Below are 16,309 nucleotides of genomic sequence, written 5' to 3' on the forward strand. Positions count from 1 at the left end.
AGGCCAATCGGCCTCCCGTCGCATCCGTCAGGGCGTGACCACCGTATCGATCACGTGGATGATGCCGTTCGATTGCATCACATTGGCGATGGTGATGCGGCCCATATGGCCCTTGCCGTCCATGATCGCCCAGCCACTGCCGGCCTTGTGGAACGTCAGCGGCTCACCCTGTACCGTGGTGTAGACCGCGTTGCCGCCATTTGCCTTGGCCTTCGCGGCGATATCGGCGGCGGTGATGCGGCCGGGCACGACGTGATAGGTCAGAACGGCGACCAGTTGATCCTTGTTCTCCGGCTTCAGCAGCGTGTCGACCGTGCCGGCCGGCAGCTTCGCAAAGGCCGCGTTGGTCGGCGCGAAGACCGTGAACGGCCCCGGTCCCGACAGCGTATCGACCAGCCCGGCCGCCTTCACCGCGGCGACCAGCGTGGTGTGATCCCGCGAGTTCACGGCATTTTCGACGATCGTCTTCGTCGGATACATCGCCGCGCCGCCGACCATCGGGTTCTTCTGCGCCGCGATCACCGCGCCGCCGCTGGCAAGCGCGGCGGCCAGCATTATCGTCCGTATCGATCGTCTCATGGACATCGTCTCCTGTCGGCTACCATCAGCGGCGGCCGACAGAAGATACGGGCCGCGCCGCAAAACGACGCAAAGCCCCGACAGATATCGATCAGGCGAAGCGGACGCGCACCCGCGACCGGCGCCGCGCCGCCGCACCGACCAGCCCAAAGCCCAGTACCATCATCGCCCAGGTGGTCGGCTCCGGCACCGCGCCGGTCAGCGTGCGGTATTCCGCCTCGCTCAGCTTGAAGCTGTAGATCAGGTTCGGGATCAGCGTCTGCCCGGTCGGGCATGCCGCACCCAGCGCCACCTGGCTGCTCGTCCCGCCCGCGCCGCTGGTGCAGACGTCGAACTGGGTGTTGGCCGCGCCACTCTGCGTGACCGAGAAGTCATTGTCGGTCACAACGATCAGCGTGTAGCTGCCATCCGCCAGCCGCGGTCCGAACGCGAAGCCCTCGATCTTCTCCGGCACGGTCATGCCCATCGCGCGGAGCGCCGCGGCGATGTCGAGGAACGGCGTCGCCGTCTTTACCACTGGATTCACCCCGGCGGGCAGCGTGTTGGTGCCCGACAGGCTGATCTTGCTGACATCGGTCGCGTCGGCCAGGTCGATCCTGTAGATGCGCTTGGAGGCGACGGGCATCGCCGCCGTGGGATCGTCCACACCCAACCCGCGATTGTCGCGTTCCAGCACCAGCAGCGTACCGTCATTCACCGCCTGGATCGCCGACACGCCGATCGAGCGGCCCTGCGCGTTGATGTTGAAATCGTTCGAGGTGCCGGGGATGCGGCCGTTGATGTCGGCGATCGCTTCCAGCTGATAAATGTACTGCGCCTTCTCCGCGCCCGTTGCGACGTCATAGGCGACGATGCGGACGTTGCGGCTGAAGCGGCCTTCGGAGTTGGTCGTGCCGTTATTGGTGTTCTGGCCCTCGTTGACCAGCGGGTCCTGCAACACGGCATAGGCGGTCTTGCCGTCCGGACTGACCGTCAGCCCCTCGAACCCGCGATTGTCCTGCCGGCCCGTGGTGATCGTGGGACGGCCATCGACGTAATTGGTCGTGCCTGTGGCATCCTTGGACACGAGATTGGCGGGCGTCGCGAACGCACGAACGAAATTGCCGGCGGGCGTGAACTCGTACACCGACGGACCATATTCGTCGGACACCAACAGATTGCCGTTGGGCAGTCTCGCCAGACCTTCGGGATCGAGTGACCCGCCCAGCGTCGCCGCGCTGCCGTTCAGGATCTGCGGGTTCAGGCCGCTGAAGTCCTGTCCGTTCGCTTGTTTGAACAGCACCGTGCTTTGCAGATTGAAGCCGTTGATCGCGCCGCTGTTGTTATCGATATCCAGCGTGAAACCCTGCAACCGCGGCGTATAGGGTAGCACGCCGCCACCCGGCCCCCGGTCGGTCATGCCCCAGAACATGCCGGTCGCAGCGTCATAGCTCAGGTCCGATCCGAACCCGCCCAGCCGGTTCGATCCGGCGCCGGTTAGACCCGACAGGTCGGTGGTGCCGCCCGCAACGCTGAATTGCGATACCAGCGTCGCTGCGCTGGCAGGTGCGGTGACGGCAAGCACGGCGGCGACGGCCACGGAGGCGGAAAACGAATGGCGCATGGTTATTCCCCTGTTAATTATCCGCGATAAACAGGACTTCGGTGACAGCCACGTGACGGCCGGTGGCGGAGGCGCCCGTCCTGTTACGTTTTGAAACACCGACGCAACGTGGCGGGCCGAGGCAGCGGACCTTCATGGAGCCATTGTCGATGCCCCGCCGCGTTCTGTCCTGCCCCGCCTTCGCCTTCGCCCCCGCCGTGCTGTTCGGGCTGACCGCCCTCTGCCTCGTCGGCTGCGCGCATCGTCCCGACGGCCCGCCGCCGGGCGGCCCGGACTTCGGCCCGGCACCGGGCGATCGCCTGTTCATCAGCCCGGCCGGCGAACCATTCCACGCCGCGCACAGCCCCGACCAATTGTGGTTCATCGGTGCCGATCGCGACGGCGACGGCCACCTGACCCGCGCCGAATTCGTCGCCGATGCGATGCGGTTCTTCGCGGTGCTTGATCAAGGCGTCGATGGCGAGATCGATCCGGCCGACATCGTTCGCTACGAAACCGTGGTGGCGCCGGAAATCCGCGTGCGCGGCGGCAATGGTGGCAGCCGCAGCGGATCGCCCAGCGGTGAACGGGGAGGCGGCGGTCGTGGTGGCCCACCAGGCGGCGCCACCCCGACCCGCGCCGGGTTACAGGGTGCCGGCCGCTACGGCTATCTCGCGCTGCCCGAACCCATCGTCGCCGCCGACCGCAACATGAACCGCGGCATCGACCGCGCCGAGATGCAGGCCGCCGCCGAACAGCGCTTCGCCACGCTCGACACCAATTACGACGGCAGGATCACCCGTAGCGAACTGCCCCGCCTGACCTGAGATCAGCGCGTCGGCACCGGCTCGTCGCCCGAATAATCGTAAAATCCACGCCCGGTCTTGCGCCCGTACCAGCCCGCCTCGACATATTTCACCAGCAGCGGTGCCGGCCGGAACTTGGGATCGCCCGTCCCCTCAAACAGGACCCGCGTGATCTCCAGACAGGTGTCGAGGCCGATGAAGTCTGCCAGCGTCAACGGCCCCATCGGGTGGTTCAGCCCCAGTTGGCAGGCGGCATCGATATCCGGGATCGTCGCCACGCCCTCGCCCAACGCGAAGCACGCCTCGTTCAACATCGGCATCAGCACGCGGTTGACGATGAAGCCCGGCGCGTCGTTGGCCCGCACCACCCGCTTGCCCAGCGCCTGCGCATAGGCTTCGACCTTGGCGACCGTCTCGTCCGAGGTGGCGAGACCGCGGATCAGTTCGATCAGGCCCATCACCGGCACTGGGTTGAAGAAATGCACGCCCACGAACCGAGCCGGATCGGGCGATGCCTGTGCCAGCCGCGTGATCGGGATCGACGAGGTGTTCGATGCCAACACCGCATCCGCGCCCAGCACCTTTCCGACATCGGCGAAAATCTGGCGCTTGATCGCCTCCCGCTCGGTCGCCGCCTCGATCACCAGCGTGCAATCGCCCATCACCGCGACGCTCTCGACCGGCTCGATTCCCGCCAGCGTTGCGTCACGCGCCTCGGCGGTGATCTTTTCCTTCGTCACCAGTCGGTCGAGTGCCTTGGCGATACCGGCACGACCGTTTTCGGCCTGCGCCAGCGACACATCGGCGAGCAGCACGCGAAAGCCCGCCTGGGCCGATACCTGCGCGATCCCCGCGCCCATCTGTCCCGCCCCGATCACACCTATCGTCTGCATCATGCTCTCTCCATGTCGTTTGGGGCCGACATACAGATCGGGGAACGAGGCGGCTAGGCGGCGGTTATCATCGCCATGCGCGTAACGATCTCTGCCGCCCTGTTGGCCGCCACCGCCCTTGCCGGCTGCTCCACCGAGCCGGCCGCGACCGATACCGTCGCCAATGCTGACTCGCCCGCCCCCGTGGCGACCGCTACCTCCGCTGCCGTCGCGTCCGCGTCCTCCGCCACGGCCACCGCCGTGAAGCCGGGAACGCTAAAGACCTTCGGCGACTGGGCGGTAGGTTGCGACAACACCCGCCTCTGTACCCTCGCCTCGCTCGGCCCCGATGGCGGCGAATTCCCGCCCGTCACGATGGCGATCATGCGCCAGCCGGGGCCGGACGGTGCGATGGAAATCGCCTTTACGCCGCTGGGTGACGGATCTGCCGTCAAACCGGTCGCAGTGACGGTCGACGGCCGGCGGGTAGCCCTGCCTACCCTGACCGGCACCGACGCGGACAAGGCTGTGACGGCGATGGCCTCAGGAAAAAAACTTGTGGTGATCGAGGCTGGTGACCGCCCCCGCGCGCGTCTGTCGCTAAAGGGCGCTTCGGCGGCGCTGCGCTGGATCGACGATCAGCAGGGCCGGGTCAGCACCACGACCGCCCTCGTCGCCAAAGGTGACAAACCCGCATCCGCCGTGCCAGCCCGGCAGCCTGCCCCGATCATTCAGGCCGTCACGCCCAGCGGCACCGCCGCCGACCCCAACAAGCAACAACTCGCCGCGATGCGACGCCGAGCGCAGTGCGAGCCATCGCGGATCGATAATGGCGACCTGTTCCGGCCCGAAACCTATGCGCTGGGTGGCGGCGCGACGCTGGTGCTGCTGCCCTGCTCGCTCGGCGCATACAACATGTCGGCGGCGATGTTCATCCTGCGCGGCGACCAGGTGGAACCGGCGCTCACCGATGCGCCGTCTGGTTTTTCGGAAACCCCCGCCGGCCCCGACTCGGCGGTATCGAGCGTCGTCAACGGCGAGTGGAAGGACGGCGAACTGCGCAGCTTCGCCAAGGGTCGCGGCCTCGGCGATTGCGGCGTCGCGCAAACGTTCGTCTGGGACGGCACCCGCCTGCGCTTGTCGGAACAGAGCGAGATGGGCGAGTGTCGCGGTAATCCCAACTATATCCCGACATGGCGGGCGCAGATCGTCCGCCGCTGATGATCAGCGGCCGCCTGGCCTCACCGCCAGCAGGTTCGCCACCTGCCGCTTGAACGCCCGCAGATTCTCGCCCGACAAGCGCGCGACGCTGCTGAACGAGATCGAGCGCGGGTTGATCGACTGTCCGTTGCGCCACACTTCCCAGTGCAGATGCGGCCCCGTCGACATGCCCGTCGATCCAATATAGCCGATCACCTGCCCCTGCCGCACGCGCTCCCCGGGTCGCACCGCGATCCGGCTCATATGGCCGTACCCGCTGGCAAGGCCAGCAGCATGGTTCAGCTTCACGAAATTGCCATAGCCCGCATTCCGCCCAGCGCTGGCGACGACACCGTCGATCGCCGCGAGGATCGGCGCGCCATAAGGGGCAGCGATATCCAGCCCCTTGTGCATCCGCATGAAGCCCAGCAACGGATGCATCCGCATCCCGAAATTCGACGTCACGCGCCCCGCCACCGGCATCCCCATCGTGCCGCGCCGTTCGGCCTGCCCGGCGGCGTCGAACCACGCCGCATCGCGCTCGCCATTGCCCGTCCAGTGCAGCAGCCGGATCGCCTTGCGGCCCTGATCCAGCCCGGCGAACAACAGATCGCCCAGCTTCGTCTCACCCGTCGCGGCGCGATCCTGTTCGATCACCATGTCGAAACTGTCCGCTGCCTGCACGTCGCGGCCGATCGACAATCGCGTGGCCATCGCCTTGATATACGCCTCGACCGCCCGCGCCGGCACACCCGCCGCCCGCGCCGATCGATAGAGGCTCGATCCCACCAGCCCCTGGATGCGCAGCGGCGTGTGATCCACCGCGATCGGCTTGCGATCCAGCCGCAGCCCGTTGCCGTCACGCACCACCGCCACCGCCAGATCGAAGCGCGCGCGCAGCGACAGTTGCTCCAACGGCCGCGGCATCGCCCGGCTGGCGCGTCGCCCCAGCGTCAGCGCGATGCGCGTCCCGGCGGGGATATCGGACAGCGATGCCGCCCCAACAACCAGCCGTGTCGCCTCGTCCGCCTGCGGCCGTCCGACCCCGGCGCGTTCTAGCGCCCGTTGAAAGGAGTCTCCTTGCCCCAGTGTGGCAGACAGATCGATCTGCGGCCGCTCGGGTGCCTCGGCGAGCGGACGGACCAGGTCGCTGTCCACCAGCCGCCGGCCGGTGCCGCTGCCCAGCGCCAGCGGCGCGATCGCCTGCGCGCGCGCCTGCTCCTGCTCGGCATCGTTCAGCCGGGCGGGGACGGACCCCACCAATGGCCGGTGAAATCCGGGCGACAATGCGATGGTCGCGGCACACAGCGCCGTGCAGGTCGCAAGCCCCCGCCACCAGTCGCGGCTGCCGATCCGCGCACCCAGATCGGGCACCCAGTCGATCGCCGCAGCGCGCGCACGCCAGTCGCTGGCGACGGGAACTGCCACTGCTCGGCCAAAACCACGCGCGCTGGTGCCGCCGGCGAATTCCAGACCCTGATCGGTTTTCAGATACAACGGGCGACACTCTCGACACGGATGATATCGCCGTTCCCCCCGGCGTCGGTCGTCAGGATTGTGCACGCGACTTGCTAAAGTCAAATTAACCCGCCGGCCGATGCCGCCTGGCTGCGACGGGCGGTGGCACCCTCGCGCCGACCCGCATTCGGACACGGAACCGTCGATAACCCGTTGCGCAACAACGCGAGAGCCCCGATGTTACCGGCCATGACCAGCCGCGTCTCCGGCGTGACCGCCGTTCTCGGCCCGACCAACACGGGCAAGACGCACCTCGCGATCGAGCGGATGACCGCGCATTCCAGCGGCATCATCGGCTTCCCGCTGCGCCTGCTGGCGCGCGAGGTCTACGACCGCGTCGTCGCGATCAAGGGCGCGGCCAGCGTCGCGCTGGTGACCGGCGAGGAGAAGATCGTGCCGCCCCAGGCGCGCTGGTTCCTCTGCACCGCCGAATCGATGCCCGCCGATCACGACGCCGCCTTCGTCGCGCTGGACGAGGCGCAACTGGGCGCTGATCGCGAGCGCGGCCATGTCTTTACCGACCGCCTGCTCCGGATGCGCGGGCGCGAAGAGACGATGATCCTCGGCTCCGAGGCATTGCGCCCGATGGTGAAAGCGCTGGTCCCCGATGCCGAAATCGTCGGCCGCCCGCGCTTCTCGACGCTCAGCTATGCCGGCGCGAAGAAGATCAGCCGCCTACCCAAACGCTCCGCCATCGTCGCGTTCAGTGCGGAGGAGGTGTACGCGGTCGCCGAGATGCTGCGCCGGTTGCGCGGCGGTGCGGCGGTGGTGATGGGCGCGCTGTCCCCCCGCACCCGTAACGCGCAGGTCGCGATGTTCCAGGCGGGCGAGGTCGATTACCTCGTCGCCACCGACGCGATCGGCATGGGCCTGAACATGGATGTCGCCCATGTCGCCTTCGCCTCGCTCAACAAATTCGATGGCCAGCGCCAGCGTCGCCTGACGGTGGCGGAAATGGCGCAGATCGCCGGCCGCGCCGGCCGCCACCAGCGCGATGGCACGTTCGGCGCGCTGGTCGACGAAGGCCCCGGCGCGTTCCTGCCCGAAGAGGTCTTCGCGATCGAGGAACACCGCTTTCCCCGTCTCGAAAACCTCTATTGGCGCGATGGCAGTCCCGACACCGGCAGCGTCGACGCGCTGATCGCCGGTCTGGAACGCCCACCACCGCCCGGCGTGCTGCGCGCGCCCCCCGCCTCGACCGATCTGCTGGTACTGAAGCGTCTGGCCGACGAGCCGTGGGTCCGCGACCGTACCCGCCATCCATCGATGGTCAGGCGGCTGTGGGCGGCGTGCGGGATCCCCGATTTCCGCAAGCTCGGCCTTGACCCACACACCCGCTTCGTCGAGCGCGTATTCAAACACCTGACCGAGGGTCGCGGCCACATCCCGCACCAATGGTTCGCGGACGAGATCGCCCGGCTCGACACCATCGCCGGCGATGTCGAGACGCTGGCCGGTCGCCTCGCCGCGATCCGCAGTTGGGCGTATATCGCGCAGCGCCCCGACTGGCTGGCCGACCCCGCCGAATGGGCCGGCCGCACCGCCGCGATCGAGGAACGCCTGTCCGACGGCCTCCACGCCAGCCTGACGCAGCGGTTCGTCGACAAGCGCACCACCGCGCTGATCCGCCAGATCGGGGCCGATGCCGGCGCGCTGCCCGTCGTCGTCGGGCCTGAGGGCGAGGTGACGGTGGAGGACCACCCGATCGGTCGCCTCGACGGCTTCCGTTTCACCGTCGAACCCGGCGCCCGCGCCAGCTACAAGCGTATGCTGCTCGCCGCCGCCGAAAAGCGGCTCGGCGCCGAACGCGGCCGCCGCGCCGCCGCGCTGGCCGACGCGCCCGACACCGCGTTCGCGCTGGCGGCGGGCGAGGTATTGTGGACCGGCCACCGCGTCGCGACCCTCGCGGCCGGTCGATCGCTCGCCCGGCCGCGACTGGTGCTCGACCACGAGCTCGATTCGCTCGATCGCGCTGCGCGCGACCGGATCGCTGACCGGCTGGCGCGCTGGTTCGCCGACACCGCTCGCCGCCGCGTGCCGGCGCTCGTCGCGCTGGCCGATGCCGCCCGCGATCCCGCCGCTACGTCCGCGTTTCGCGTGGTCGCGGCGGCGGTCGAGTCGGCCGGCGGCATCGTGCCACGCCTGCCGCTCAGACTGTCGCTCGACGCGTTGGCACCAGAGGAGCGGCGGCGATTGCGCGGGTTCGGCCTCGTCGTCGGCGCGCTCGACCTGTTCGACCCGCGCCTGCTGAAACCCGCCGCCGCCGAATGGCGCCGCGCGTTGCTGGCGGTTCGCGAAACTCCGCCAGATATGGCGGTCGCCGGCGCCACCGTCCTCCTACGCGACGCACCGGGCGCGAGTGTCGCCGCCGGTTTCCGTCCGCTCGGCGCACAGGCGGTGCGCGTCGATCTGGTCGAACGCATCGCCCGCGCCGCGCACGATGCCCGCGCCGGCCGCAAGCCGTTTATGCCCGACCCTGCGCTTGCCACCTCGATCGGGCTGGAACCGGGTACGCTCGCGCGGCTGATGACCGAACTCGGCTTCCGTCCCGCGAACGACGCCTGGGTCTGGCGCGGCCGCCCGCCCGCCCGACGCGCGGTCGTCGTGCCAGCGAGCGAAAATGCGTTCGCCGGTCTGGCGGGACTGTTCGGCCATGGCTGACCTGCCGGGCGCCGCGACCATGCGCCTCGACCGCTTTCTGTGGTGGGCACGACTGGCCAAGACGCGTGAGGCGGCCAAGGCGATCGCCGGCGATGGACACCTCCGCCTGAACGGCCGCGCGATCGACCGCGCGCATGTCGGTGTCCGCATCGGCAACATCCTGACCTTCGCTACCCATGGCGGCCAGATCCGCGTCCTGCGCATCGAATCGCTGCCGCACCGGCGCGGCCCACCCGCCGAAGCCGGGGGGTGCTATATCGATCTGCAAGCTGCTAACGTCTCGCAGCAAGATCAGCTTGATTGACGTCTATCGCCATGCGGCATAGCAGCGCCGCGTTATGTTCCGGAGCTTCCCATGACCTACGTCGTCACCGACGCGTGCATCCGCTGCAAGTATATGGATTGCGTCGAGGTATGTCCCGTGGACTGCTTCTACGAGGGCGAGAACATGCTCGTCATCAATCCGTCCGAATGCATCGACTGCGGCGTGTGCGAACCGGAATGCCCGGCCGAGGCGATCCTGCCCGATACCGAGAACGGGCTGGAGAAGTGGCTGGAGCTGAACACCACCTTCTCGGCGCAATGGCCCAACGTCACCCGCAACGCGCAGCAGACGCCGCCCGACGCCGATGAGTTCAAGGGCGTCGAGGGCAAGTTCGACAAATATTTCAATCCGGAACCCGGCGCCGGCGACTGACCGGCCGATGACCGCCGCGCTCGACCGACGCACGCTGATCGCCGGTATCGGGGTCGGCGTCATGGCCGGGCTGGCGGCACCGGCGCTCGCCCGATTCGACCGGTTCCCCGCACCGACGCGCGAACTGATGGTCCCCGTCACCGGTGGCCGTGTCTATGTCCGCATCAACGGCGACCTCGCCGGTCCGCAAATGCCCGTCGTCTTCGTCCATGGTGGACCGGGTGGCACGCATGACGGCTATCTGGATGCGCTGGCGCTCGCCGACCCCCGCCAGGGTCCGCACCGCGCCGTCGTCCTGTACGACCAGCTCGACAGCGGCCGGTCGGACCGGCCCGACGATCCCGCCAACTGGACCGTCGCCCGCTTCACTGATGAGCTGGAAGCGATCCGCACCGCGCTCGGCATCCCCCGCTGGCACGTCTGCGGGCATAGCTGGGGCGGCACGGTCGCGCTGGAATATGGCGCGCGGCGACCGGCGGCACTGGCAGGACTGGTGCTGGCCAGCCCGTTGATCTCGACCCGTAGCTGGATCGCCGATGCCGATATCCTGCGCACCCGTCTGCCCGCCGCGGTGCAGAAGACGCTGATCGCCTGCGATTCACCCACGCCCCCGGCCGAGACCGCCTGCTCTGCCGCAACCGGCGCCTTCTATCGCCAGTTCAACGGCCGCGAACCGCCCAGCTCGGCGACGCTGGCCGCCCGTCAGTCACGCCAGGGCGGCGGCTTCAACCCATTACTCTACCGGACGATGTGGGGCGCTAGCGAGTTCGTCGCGACGGGCACGCTGAAGGACTATGACGGCGAACCGCTACTCGCCCGGCTGGACGGCCCCGGCACGCTGTTCATCGTCGGCCAGTATGACGAGGCGCGGCCCGACACGGCCGAAGCATTCGCGATGCGGGTTCCGGGCGCCGAATTCGCGGTGGTGCCGGGGGCATCGCACCATCTGTTCGGCGACCGGCCGGATGAAACGCTAGGCGTGCTCCGCCCTTGGCTGTCACGCCACGACCCACGCAGAGCGTAACGGCCACGCAAAATCCGCCGCCGGTCGCGTTACACGATTCCTGTCGCTGGTAATTTTCTTACAGACATGTTAAACTGCGTCATCGGGTGCGGTATAAATTACCGCCCGCCTGGAGACGTTCGATCCATCATTCCCGTCCGGTTCGTGTGCGACACCCCCGCCGCCACACACCCGCCTGCGGAATCTGATCCAGAAAGGCCCTTTGCAAATGGCTGTCAAGGCACTGTCCTTCGATGTCGGTGATTATGTCGTGTACCCAAAGCACGGCGTCGGCCGCGTGATCGAGCTGCAACGCTCCGAAATCGCTGGCATGACGCTGGAACTCTATGTGCTGCGCTTCGAGAAGGAGCGGATGACGCTTCGTGTGCCGACCAACAAGGCCGAAAGCGTGGGCATGCGCAAACTGTCGTCCGACAAGACGATGCAGGAGGCGATGGACACGCTGAAGGGCAAGCCCAAGGTCAAGCGGACCATGTGGTCGCGCCGTGCACAGGAATATGAGGCGAAGATCAATTCGGGCGACCTCGTGTCGATCGCCGAAGTGGTCCGCGACCTGTTCCGCGCCGACGACCAGCCCGAGCAGAGCTATTCCGAGCGCCAGATCTTCGAAGCGGCGACCAGCCGCCTCGCCCGCGAACTCGCTGCGATGGAAGAGGTCGACGAGCCCAAGGCACAGGAGAAGATTCTCGAGATCCTCCGTGCCGCCGCCGCGATCTACAATAAAGATAAGCCGACCGCCTGACGGGCGTCGATCGGCAGTTCGATATGGAAGGGCGGTCCGGTGACGGGCCGCCCTTTCTCGTTTGCACTCCTAACTGTTGTGTATTAACACACCAATACACAAAGGGGAGATGCCTCATGATCCGCTCACGCCACCTGTCCGTTCTGCTCGCCCTAGTCGCCATCCCGGTTGCCGCTTGTTCGATGGGCCGGTCCGACGATGACGGCATCGCCGCATCGGGAACGGGATCGGAGCGCAGCTATGCCGTCACCGATTTCACCAGCATCGGCCTCGGTGCGGGTGGCGATGTCGAGGTTCGCGTCGGTCCCGACTATTCGGTCAAGGCCATCGGCACCCCCGCCGCGCTCGACAAGATCAAGATCGAACGCGACGGCACCTCACTTAAGCTGTCGCGTCGCAAGGGCTTCAATTGGGGCAGCAGCGACAAGATCCGCTTCCTCATCACCATGCCCCGTATCACCGGTGCCGACATCGGCGGGTCTGGCACGATCGTCGTCGACCGGGTCGAAGGTTCGTCGTTCAATGGTAATATCGGTGGCTCCGGCCGGCTCGATATTCGCGGGCTGAAGGTGGACAAGGCCGAATTCGCGATCGGCGGATCGGGCGATATCGCCGCCGCCGGCACCGCCCGGTCGCTCGAGATTTCGATCGGCGGATCGGGCAAGGTCCGCGCCCAGCCGCTGCGCGCCGACACCGCCGAGGTGACGATCGCCGGCGCCGGCGACGTGCAGGCGACGGTGCTGCGCAACGCCGACGTGACGATCATGGGGTCGGGCGACGTCACCATCACCGGCGGCGCGAAATGCTCGGTTACGAAGATGGGCGCCGGCAAGGTGCATTGCGGCTGATCCGCCGCCGCACCGTCACCCTATGACGGGCTCACGGTGCGACTTGCGCCCGACGCGTTGCCGCGCGACAGTCCGCCGATGCGGGCCATCCTCCTCTTCGCGCTGATCGCCGCCCCTGCATTCGGTGCGGAGCGGACGGTCGGCATCGGCAGCTTCGACCGGTTGCGGGTCGATGGACCGATCGAGGTTCGCGTCACGACCGGCGCGTCCCCCGCCGCCCGCATCACCGGCGGTCGTGACGCAATAGAGGCGATCGACGTGCGGCTCGACGGCCGCACCCTCGTCATCCGCCCCGCCGCCACCAGCGCCTGGGGAGAGCGCCCGCACGGTTCTATCGATCGAGAGCCACTCACGGTATCGCTCGGCACCCCGTCCCTCGCCGCAATCTCGTCGGTGGCCGGCGCCCGCATCACCGCCACCGCCGCCAAGGGCGACCGCATCGACCTGTCCGTCACCGGCGCCGGTGCCGTGGCGGTCGATCAGGCGACCGGGACCGACCTAAACGCGACGATCGTCGGTGCCGGCACCATTACCGTCGCCGGCCGCACCACCCGCGCGCGACTCGTCGCCAACGGCCCGGCAACACTGGACGCGGCCAAGCTGGAGGCAGGCGACCTGATCGTCCTGCTCGACGGCACCGGCAGCATCGCCGGCCACGCCCGTTACACAGCGCAGATATCGAACACCGGCGTCGGCAGCGTCACCGTGACCGGCAACGGCAAATGCACCATCCGTCGCGGCAACGGTGGCCCCGTTACCTGTGGAACAGGCAATTAACGCAGCGCCCAGCGCATCAGCCGGCCCACCCCCATCGCCCCCAGCCGGATAGCCGGCTTGCCCGCCACCGGCACATCTAAACCATGCAGCGTCGCCGCCCAGCGCGGCATCAGGTCGACGCCCGCCTGCATCATTACCACATTGACGGGCGCGTTCAGCAAACTGGGCGACGGCTGCCGCAATAACCGCCGCGCCATCTCGCGCGTGCGATCATCGACGCGCAGCGCCGGCCGCATCGCCGTCAGGTACGTGGTCAGCGCCGCCCGCGTTGCCGGCACGTCCACCGCGCCCAGCCGCCGCGCGACCTCGCCCATCTCAGCGACATAGGCGTTCTGTCGCGCGACCGGCATCGCCGGATCGCGATAGCGGAGATGCGCCCGCAGGAAGCTGTCGATCTCCGCCGCGTGGACCCAGGTCAGCAGGTCGGGATCGTTCGCCGAATAGGGCGTGCCGTCGGGCAGCGTCCCCGCCACCCGGTCATGGATCGATCGCACCCGGCCGATCATCCGCTCCGCCGCCGCCGTGGACCCGAACGTGGTGGTGGAGATGAACTGCGCCGTCCGCTTCAGCCGCCCGGTCATGTCGCGGCGAAAATCGCTGTGGTCCAACACTCCCGCCAGCGCGGCGGGGTGCAGCATCTGTACCAGCAGCGAACAGACGCCGCCGATCATCATGCTGGTGAAGTCGCCATGCACCGCCCAGGTAGCCGATCCCGGCCCGAACAGCCCCGGATCGCCCGCCGGCCGCGACAGGTCCATCTCCCCGGACCCCACCAGCCCATGGACCCGTCCACCGATCGCCTGTCGTATATCCATCAAACAGTTATGGGGCGTCCGACCCGTCAACGAAAGGCGGTCGCCTGCGCCGCCACCGCCGCCCACGCCTCGACCTCGGCCGGATAGCGCGCCGTCACCACCAGATCGCTCGCAACCCCGGCGGCGATATCGACGGTCACCTCGCCAGCCCATTCGAACGTCGCATTGCCCGACAGCGTCACCATGGCGTCTTCGTCCGCCACCGCACGGACCAGTCCGCCACGGTTCAGCACCGTCACCGGCTCACCAAACCGCCACCGGCCGGTCAGGCACGCCGCATAGGTCGATGCCGCCATCGCACTGCCGCAACTGTTGGTCAGGCCGACACCGCGTTCATAGGTGCGCACAAATAGCGAATCGGCACCGACCACCACGAAGCTGACATTGCCGCGGTTCGGCAGCCAGTCGGGCGCCGCTTCGCATTGCTCGCCGATCCGTACCAGCTCGGGCTTCTCGATCGCCTCGACGAAGCTCACCAGATGCGGATTGGGGATCGCCACCGCCGTGAACAGCCGCTCGCCGAGCGGCGCGACGGCCGCATCGACGATACGGCTGGCGCCGACATGCATCGGCCAACGTGTGACATCCAGCGACGCCGGCCCCGCCGTCTCGCGCACCGTGTACACCCCAGCCGCGATATCCGCATCGCGTGCCACGGTCGCCAGCGAGTTCACCAGTCGCACGCCCGCCTGCTCGACGGCCAGCGCATCGAACCCTGCCCGCGCGACGCAGCGCAGGCCGTTCAGGCACGTCTCCGCCTCCGATCCGTCGACATTGAACATGCGAAAACCGATCGGGTGCGTCGCATTGCCGTCCAGCAACAGCAACAGGCCGTCGCCCCCCACCGGCCCCGCCCGGTCCGCCAGCGCCCGCGCCACGCCCGCCCACTCGCCATCCGATAGCGACAGCCCACGCGCGTCGATCAGCGGGAAGTCGTTACCCGATCCGTGGCATTTGACGATCGACAGGCGCATGGGAATGGGGTCCGGGTGCAGGTGGTCAGTGAACCCCATAATGGGATGCCACACGGTCCAGCGCCAGTGTCAGGACCAGCCGCCCCGCCCGTGCCGGCCACCCCATCGCCTTTTCCGCCGCCGGCAATGCCTCCCCCGCACACACCACCCGCCACAAGATGTCGGCCAGTCCCGGCCCCGCCGCCGCCACCGCCGCATCGAAGCCGCGCTTGGCCGCCAGTTGCGCGGTGGCGGGGTCGTCCGCCATCCCGCCGCGCGATCCGTCGACGCGGGCGCTCCACTGCATTGTCACGCTGGGGCCGAGCGAGGCGCGTTCGTAATCGGTGCGCAACCGCTCCCCTGCCTCGAACTGCCGGGGCGTTACCAGCCCCCGCGCCCGCAGCCAGCCGAGCGGTGATTCGGCGACGTTCATCATCACCCGCCGCCCGCGTGACCCATCCTCGCCACCCAAGGTCCGTTCCACCAGTTCACGCATCCGTCATCTCCTATCCGACGGCATGGGCTTGCCATAACGGCACGGTTGCAGGACAGTGGCGAACCTATCCGGTTGGAGAAATTCGATGATAACCGCCATTCGGGAGGTTCGCCGCGCCAAGGGCATGACGCTGGATCAGGTCGCGCAGGCATGCGTGCCGCCGACCACCGCACAGACGATCGGACGGCTGGAAACCGGTACACGCACAGTGTCGGTCGATTGGCTGAACCGCATCGCCGCCGCGCTGGGCGTGGCCGCGGCCGACCTGGTCCGCCTGCCCGATCGGCAGGATCTGCCCATTGCAGCGTTGCTGGACGAAACTGGCGCCCATGCCCTGCGGCGCCCCGCCACCGCCGCCCCACCCGTGGTCCTGCCGGGCATGGTGGCGATCACCGTCGGCACCGCGACCGGCGATTACCGAGCGGGCGACATGTTATGGTGCGAAACGCTGGCCCCCGCCGACTTCGCCCGCGCGCTCGACCGCGATGTGCTCGCCCCCCGGCCCGCCGGCCGATTTGCGTTCGGGCGGCTGGTGGCGATCGAGGGTCAGGTGATCCGCTTGCTGCCGCCCGCGTCCCCGCGTGAGCAGGTGGACGACCCGGCGTGGCTCGCGCTGCCGGTCCGGCTGGTCAGGTCGTTGTAAAACGTATGGCTCGCCCCGTCGGCAAGCGGTTTGTGTCTAATATTCTGAGCAGTCTGCGAAAACGTATCCGGCCTTTCGACGCGAGGTCGTTGGCCA

At 68.1% G+C, this 16,309-nt stretch carries 16 protein-coding genes and 2 pseudogenes; 10 read left to right on the plus strand and 8 right to left on the minus strand.

The features are described from left to right. Positions 1-27: 27 nt before the first annotated feature. From ASG67_RS16660 to ASG67_RS16665, 3 genes and pseudogenes are all read right to left on the minus strand, one after another. Positions 28-579 carry a fasciclin domain-containing protein gene (locus ASG67_RS16660; protein ID WP_056532492.1) on the minus strand — a complete coding sequence of 184 codons (552 nt, stop codon included), beginning with the start codon at positions 577-579 and terminating at the stop codon, positions 28-30. Between the two features lie 91 nt (positions 580-670). Beyond that, positions 671-784 (minus strand): annotated as a pseudogene (locus ASG67_RS19910) (PEPxxWA-CTERM sorting domain-containing protein); the annotation flags it as partial. A gap of 174 nt (positions 785-958) precedes the next feature. After that, a pseudogene (locus ASG67_RS16665) lies at positions 959-2,182 on the minus strand (esterase-like activity of phytase family protein); the annotation flags it as partial. Positions 2,183-2,331: 149 nt separating this feature from the next. On the opposite strand from ASG67_RS16665, the gene ASG67_RS16670 reads away from it, so the two are divergent. Continuing rightward, entirely contained in the window at positions 2,332-2,988 is a 657-nt protein-coding gene (locus tag ASG67_RS16670) for a hypothetical protein (protein WP_156460884.1), read from the plus strand. A 2-nt stretch (positions 2,989-2,990) separates the two neighbouring features. On the opposite strand, the gene ASG67_RS16675 is transcribed toward ASG67_RS16670, so the two are convergent. Beyond that, positions 2,991-3,860: a 3-hydroxybutyryl-CoA dehydrogenase gene (locus tag ASG67_RS16675; protein ID WP_056532493.1), complete on the minus strand. Its 870-nt coding sequence runs from the start codon at positions 3,858-3,860 to the stop codon at positions 2,991-2,993. A 75-nt stretch (positions 3,861-3,935) separates the two neighbouring features. Here ASG67_RS16675 and ASG67_RS16685 point away from each other — a divergent pair, with 75 nt between their 5' ends. Continuing rightward, complete coding sequence (locus ASG67_RS16685) at positions 3,936-5,060, plus strand: DUF1176 domain-containing protein (RefSeq protein ID WP_082543599.1); 1,125 nt, start codon at positions 3,936-3,938, stop codon at positions 5,058-5,060. A gap of 3 nt (positions 5,061-5,063) precedes the next feature. On the opposite strand, the gene ASG67_RS16690 is transcribed toward ASG67_RS16685, so the two are convergent. Then, on the minus strand, positions 5,064-6,536 hold the full coding sequence (locus tag ASG67_RS16690) for a M23 family metallopeptidase (RefSeq protein WP_056532400.1): 1,473 nt from the start codon (positions 6,534-6,536) through the stop codon (positions 5,064-5,066). A 210-nt stretch (positions 6,537-6,746) separates the two neighbouring features. On the opposite strand from ASG67_RS16690, the gene ASG67_RS16695 reads away from it, so the two are divergent. From ASG67_RS16695 to ASG67_RS16725, 7 genes are all read left to right on the plus strand, one after another. After that, positions 6,747-9,218 (plus strand): helicase-related protein, encoded by a 2,472-nt coding sequence (locus tag ASG67_RS16695; RefSeq protein WP_056532402.1) that lies wholly within the window; start codon positions 6,747-6,749, stop codon positions 9,216-9,218. Next, a complete protein-coding gene (locus tag ASG67_RS16700; protein WP_056532404.1) occupies positions 9,211-9,522 on the plus strand; it encodes a S4 domain-containing protein in 312 nt (103 codons plus the stop codon). Before ASG67_RS16695 ends, ASG67_RS16700 begins: the two co-directional genes overlap by 8 nt. Before the next feature lie 51 nt (positions 9,523-9,573). After that, positions 9,574-9,915, plus strand: a complete 342-nt coding sequence (gene fdxA / locus ASG67_RS16705) for a ferredoxin FdxA (protein WP_056532406.1) — start codon at positions 9,574-9,576, stop codon at positions 9,913-9,915. 7 nt (positions 9,916-9,922) lie between these two features. Next, positions 9,923-10,939, plus strand: a complete 1,017-nt coding sequence (locus tag ASG67_RS16710; RefSeq protein ID WP_082543600.1) for a proline iminopeptidase-family hydrolase — start codon at positions 9,923-9,925, stop codon at positions 10,937-10,939. A 208-nt stretch (positions 10,940-11,147) separates the two neighbouring features. Further along, the gene (locus tag ASG67_RS16715) at positions 11,148-11,681 is read left to right on the plus strand and encodes a CarD family transcriptional regulator (RefSeq protein ID WP_056532407.1); all 534 of its coding nucleotides are present in this window, start codon (positions 11,148-11,150) and stop codon (positions 11,679-11,681) included. Positions 11,682-11,797: 116 nt separating this feature from the next. After that, positions 11,798-12,529 carry a head GIN domain-containing protein gene (locus ASG67_RS16720; protein WP_162244375.1) on the plus strand — a complete coding sequence of 244 codons (732 nt, stop codon included), beginning with the start codon at positions 11,798-11,800 and terminating at the stop codon, positions 12,527-12,529. Positions 12,530-12,565: 36 nt separating this feature from the next. Then, positions 12,566-13,306, plus strand: coding sequence for a GIN domain-containing protein (locus ASG67_RS16725; RefSeq protein WP_156460885.1), 741 nt, complete (start codon positions 12,566-12,568; stop codon positions 13,304-13,306). Here ASG67_RS16725 and ASG67_RS16730 read toward each other — a convergent pair. Genes ASG67_RS16730 through ASG67_RS16740 form a run of 3 tightly spaced genes read right to left on the minus strand, consistent with a single transcriptional unit; the run spans position 13,303 to position 15,570 of the window. Further along, positions 13,303-14,121 carry an oxygenase MpaB family protein gene (locus ASG67_RS16730; protein WP_056532413.1) on the minus strand — a complete coding sequence of 273 codons (819 nt, stop codon included), beginning with the start codon at positions 14,119-14,121 and terminating at the stop codon, positions 13,303-13,305. The genes ASG67_RS16725 and ASG67_RS16730 overlap by 4 nt on opposite strands. Before the next feature lie 26 nt (positions 14,122-14,147). After that, complete coding sequence (gene dapF, locus ASG67_RS16735) at positions 14,148-15,095, minus strand: diaminopimelate epimerase (RefSeq protein ID WP_056532414.1); 948 nt, start codon at positions 15,093-15,095, stop codon at positions 14,148-14,150. A 25-nt stretch (positions 15,096-15,120) separates the two neighbouring features. After that, a complete protein-coding gene (locus ASG67_RS16740) occupies positions 15,121-15,570 on the minus strand; it encodes a DUF6456 domain-containing protein (protein WP_056532416.1) in 450 nt (149 codons plus the stop codon). 85 nt (positions 15,571-15,655) lie between these two features. Between ASG67_RS16740 and ASG67_RS16745 the strand changes: the two genes are divergently transcribed. Continuing rightward, positions 15,656-16,213 (plus strand): helix-turn-helix domain-containing protein, encoded by a 558-nt coding sequence (locus tag ASG67_RS16745; RefSeq protein WP_056532417.1) that lies wholly within the window; start codon positions 15,656-15,658, stop codon positions 16,211-16,213. Positions 16,214-16,309: the final 96 nt, after the last annotated feature.

Source organism: Sphingomonas sp. Leaf339 (assembly GCF_001426195.1).
In the GTDB taxonomy this organism is placed as follows: domain Bacteria; phylum Pseudomonadota; class Alphaproteobacteria; order Sphingomonadales; family Sphingomonadaceae; genus Sphingomonas.

Coding starts and splice junctions, on each gene's coding strand:
- ASG67_RS16660 (WP_056532492.1), bottom strand. CDS start 579: ATGAGACGATCGATACGGACGATAATGCTGGCCGCCGCGCTTGCCAGC.
- ASG67_RS16670 (WP_156460884.1), top strand. CDS start 2,332: ATGCCCCGCCGCGTTCTGTCCTGCCCCGCCTTCGCCTTCGCCCCCGCC.
- ASG67_RS16675 (WP_056532493.1), bottom strand. CDS start 3,860: ATGCAGACGATAGGTGTGATCGGGGCGGGACAGATGGGCGCGGGGATC.
- ASG67_RS16685 (WP_082543599.1), top strand. CDS start 3,936: ATGCGCGTAACGATCTCTGCCGCCCTGTTGGCCGCCACCGCCCTTGCC.
- ASG67_RS16695 (WP_056532402.1), top strand. CDS start 6,747: ATGACCAGCCGCGTCTCCGGCGTGACCGCCGTTCTCGGCCCGACCAAC.
- ASG67_RS16700 (WP_056532404.1), top strand. CDS start 9,211: ATGGCTGACCTGCCGGGCGCCGCGACCATGCGCCTCGACCGCTTTCTG.
- fdxA (WP_056532406.1), top strand. CDS start 9,574: ATGACCTACGTCGTCACCGACGCGTGCATCCGCTGCAAGTATATGGAT.
- ASG67_RS16710 (WP_082543600.1), top strand. CDS start 9,923: ATGACCGCCGCGCTCGACCGACGCACGCTGATCGCCGGTATCGGGGTC.
- ASG67_RS16715 (WP_056532407.1), top strand. CDS start 11,148: ATGGCTGTCAAGGCACTGTCCTTCGATGTCGGTGATTATGTCGTGTAC.
- ASG67_RS16720 (WP_162244375.1), top strand. CDS start 11,798: ATGATCCGCTCACGCCACCTGTCCGTTCTGCTCGCCCTAGTCGCCATC.
- ASG67_RS16730 (WP_056532413.1), bottom strand. CDS start 14,121: ATGGATATACGACAGGCGATCGGTGGACGGGTCCATGGGCTGGTGGGG.
- dapF (WP_056532414.1), bottom strand. CDS start 15,095: ATGCGCCTGTCGATCGTCAAATGCCACGGATCGGGTAACGACTTCCCG.
- ASG67_RS16740 (WP_056532416.1), bottom strand. CDS start 15,570: ATGCGTGAACTGGTGGAACGGACCTTGGGTGGCGAGGATGGGTCACGC.
- ASG67_RS16745 (WP_056532417.1), top strand. CDS start 15,656: ATGATAACCGCCATTCGGGAGGTTCGCCGCGCCAAGGGCATGACGCTG.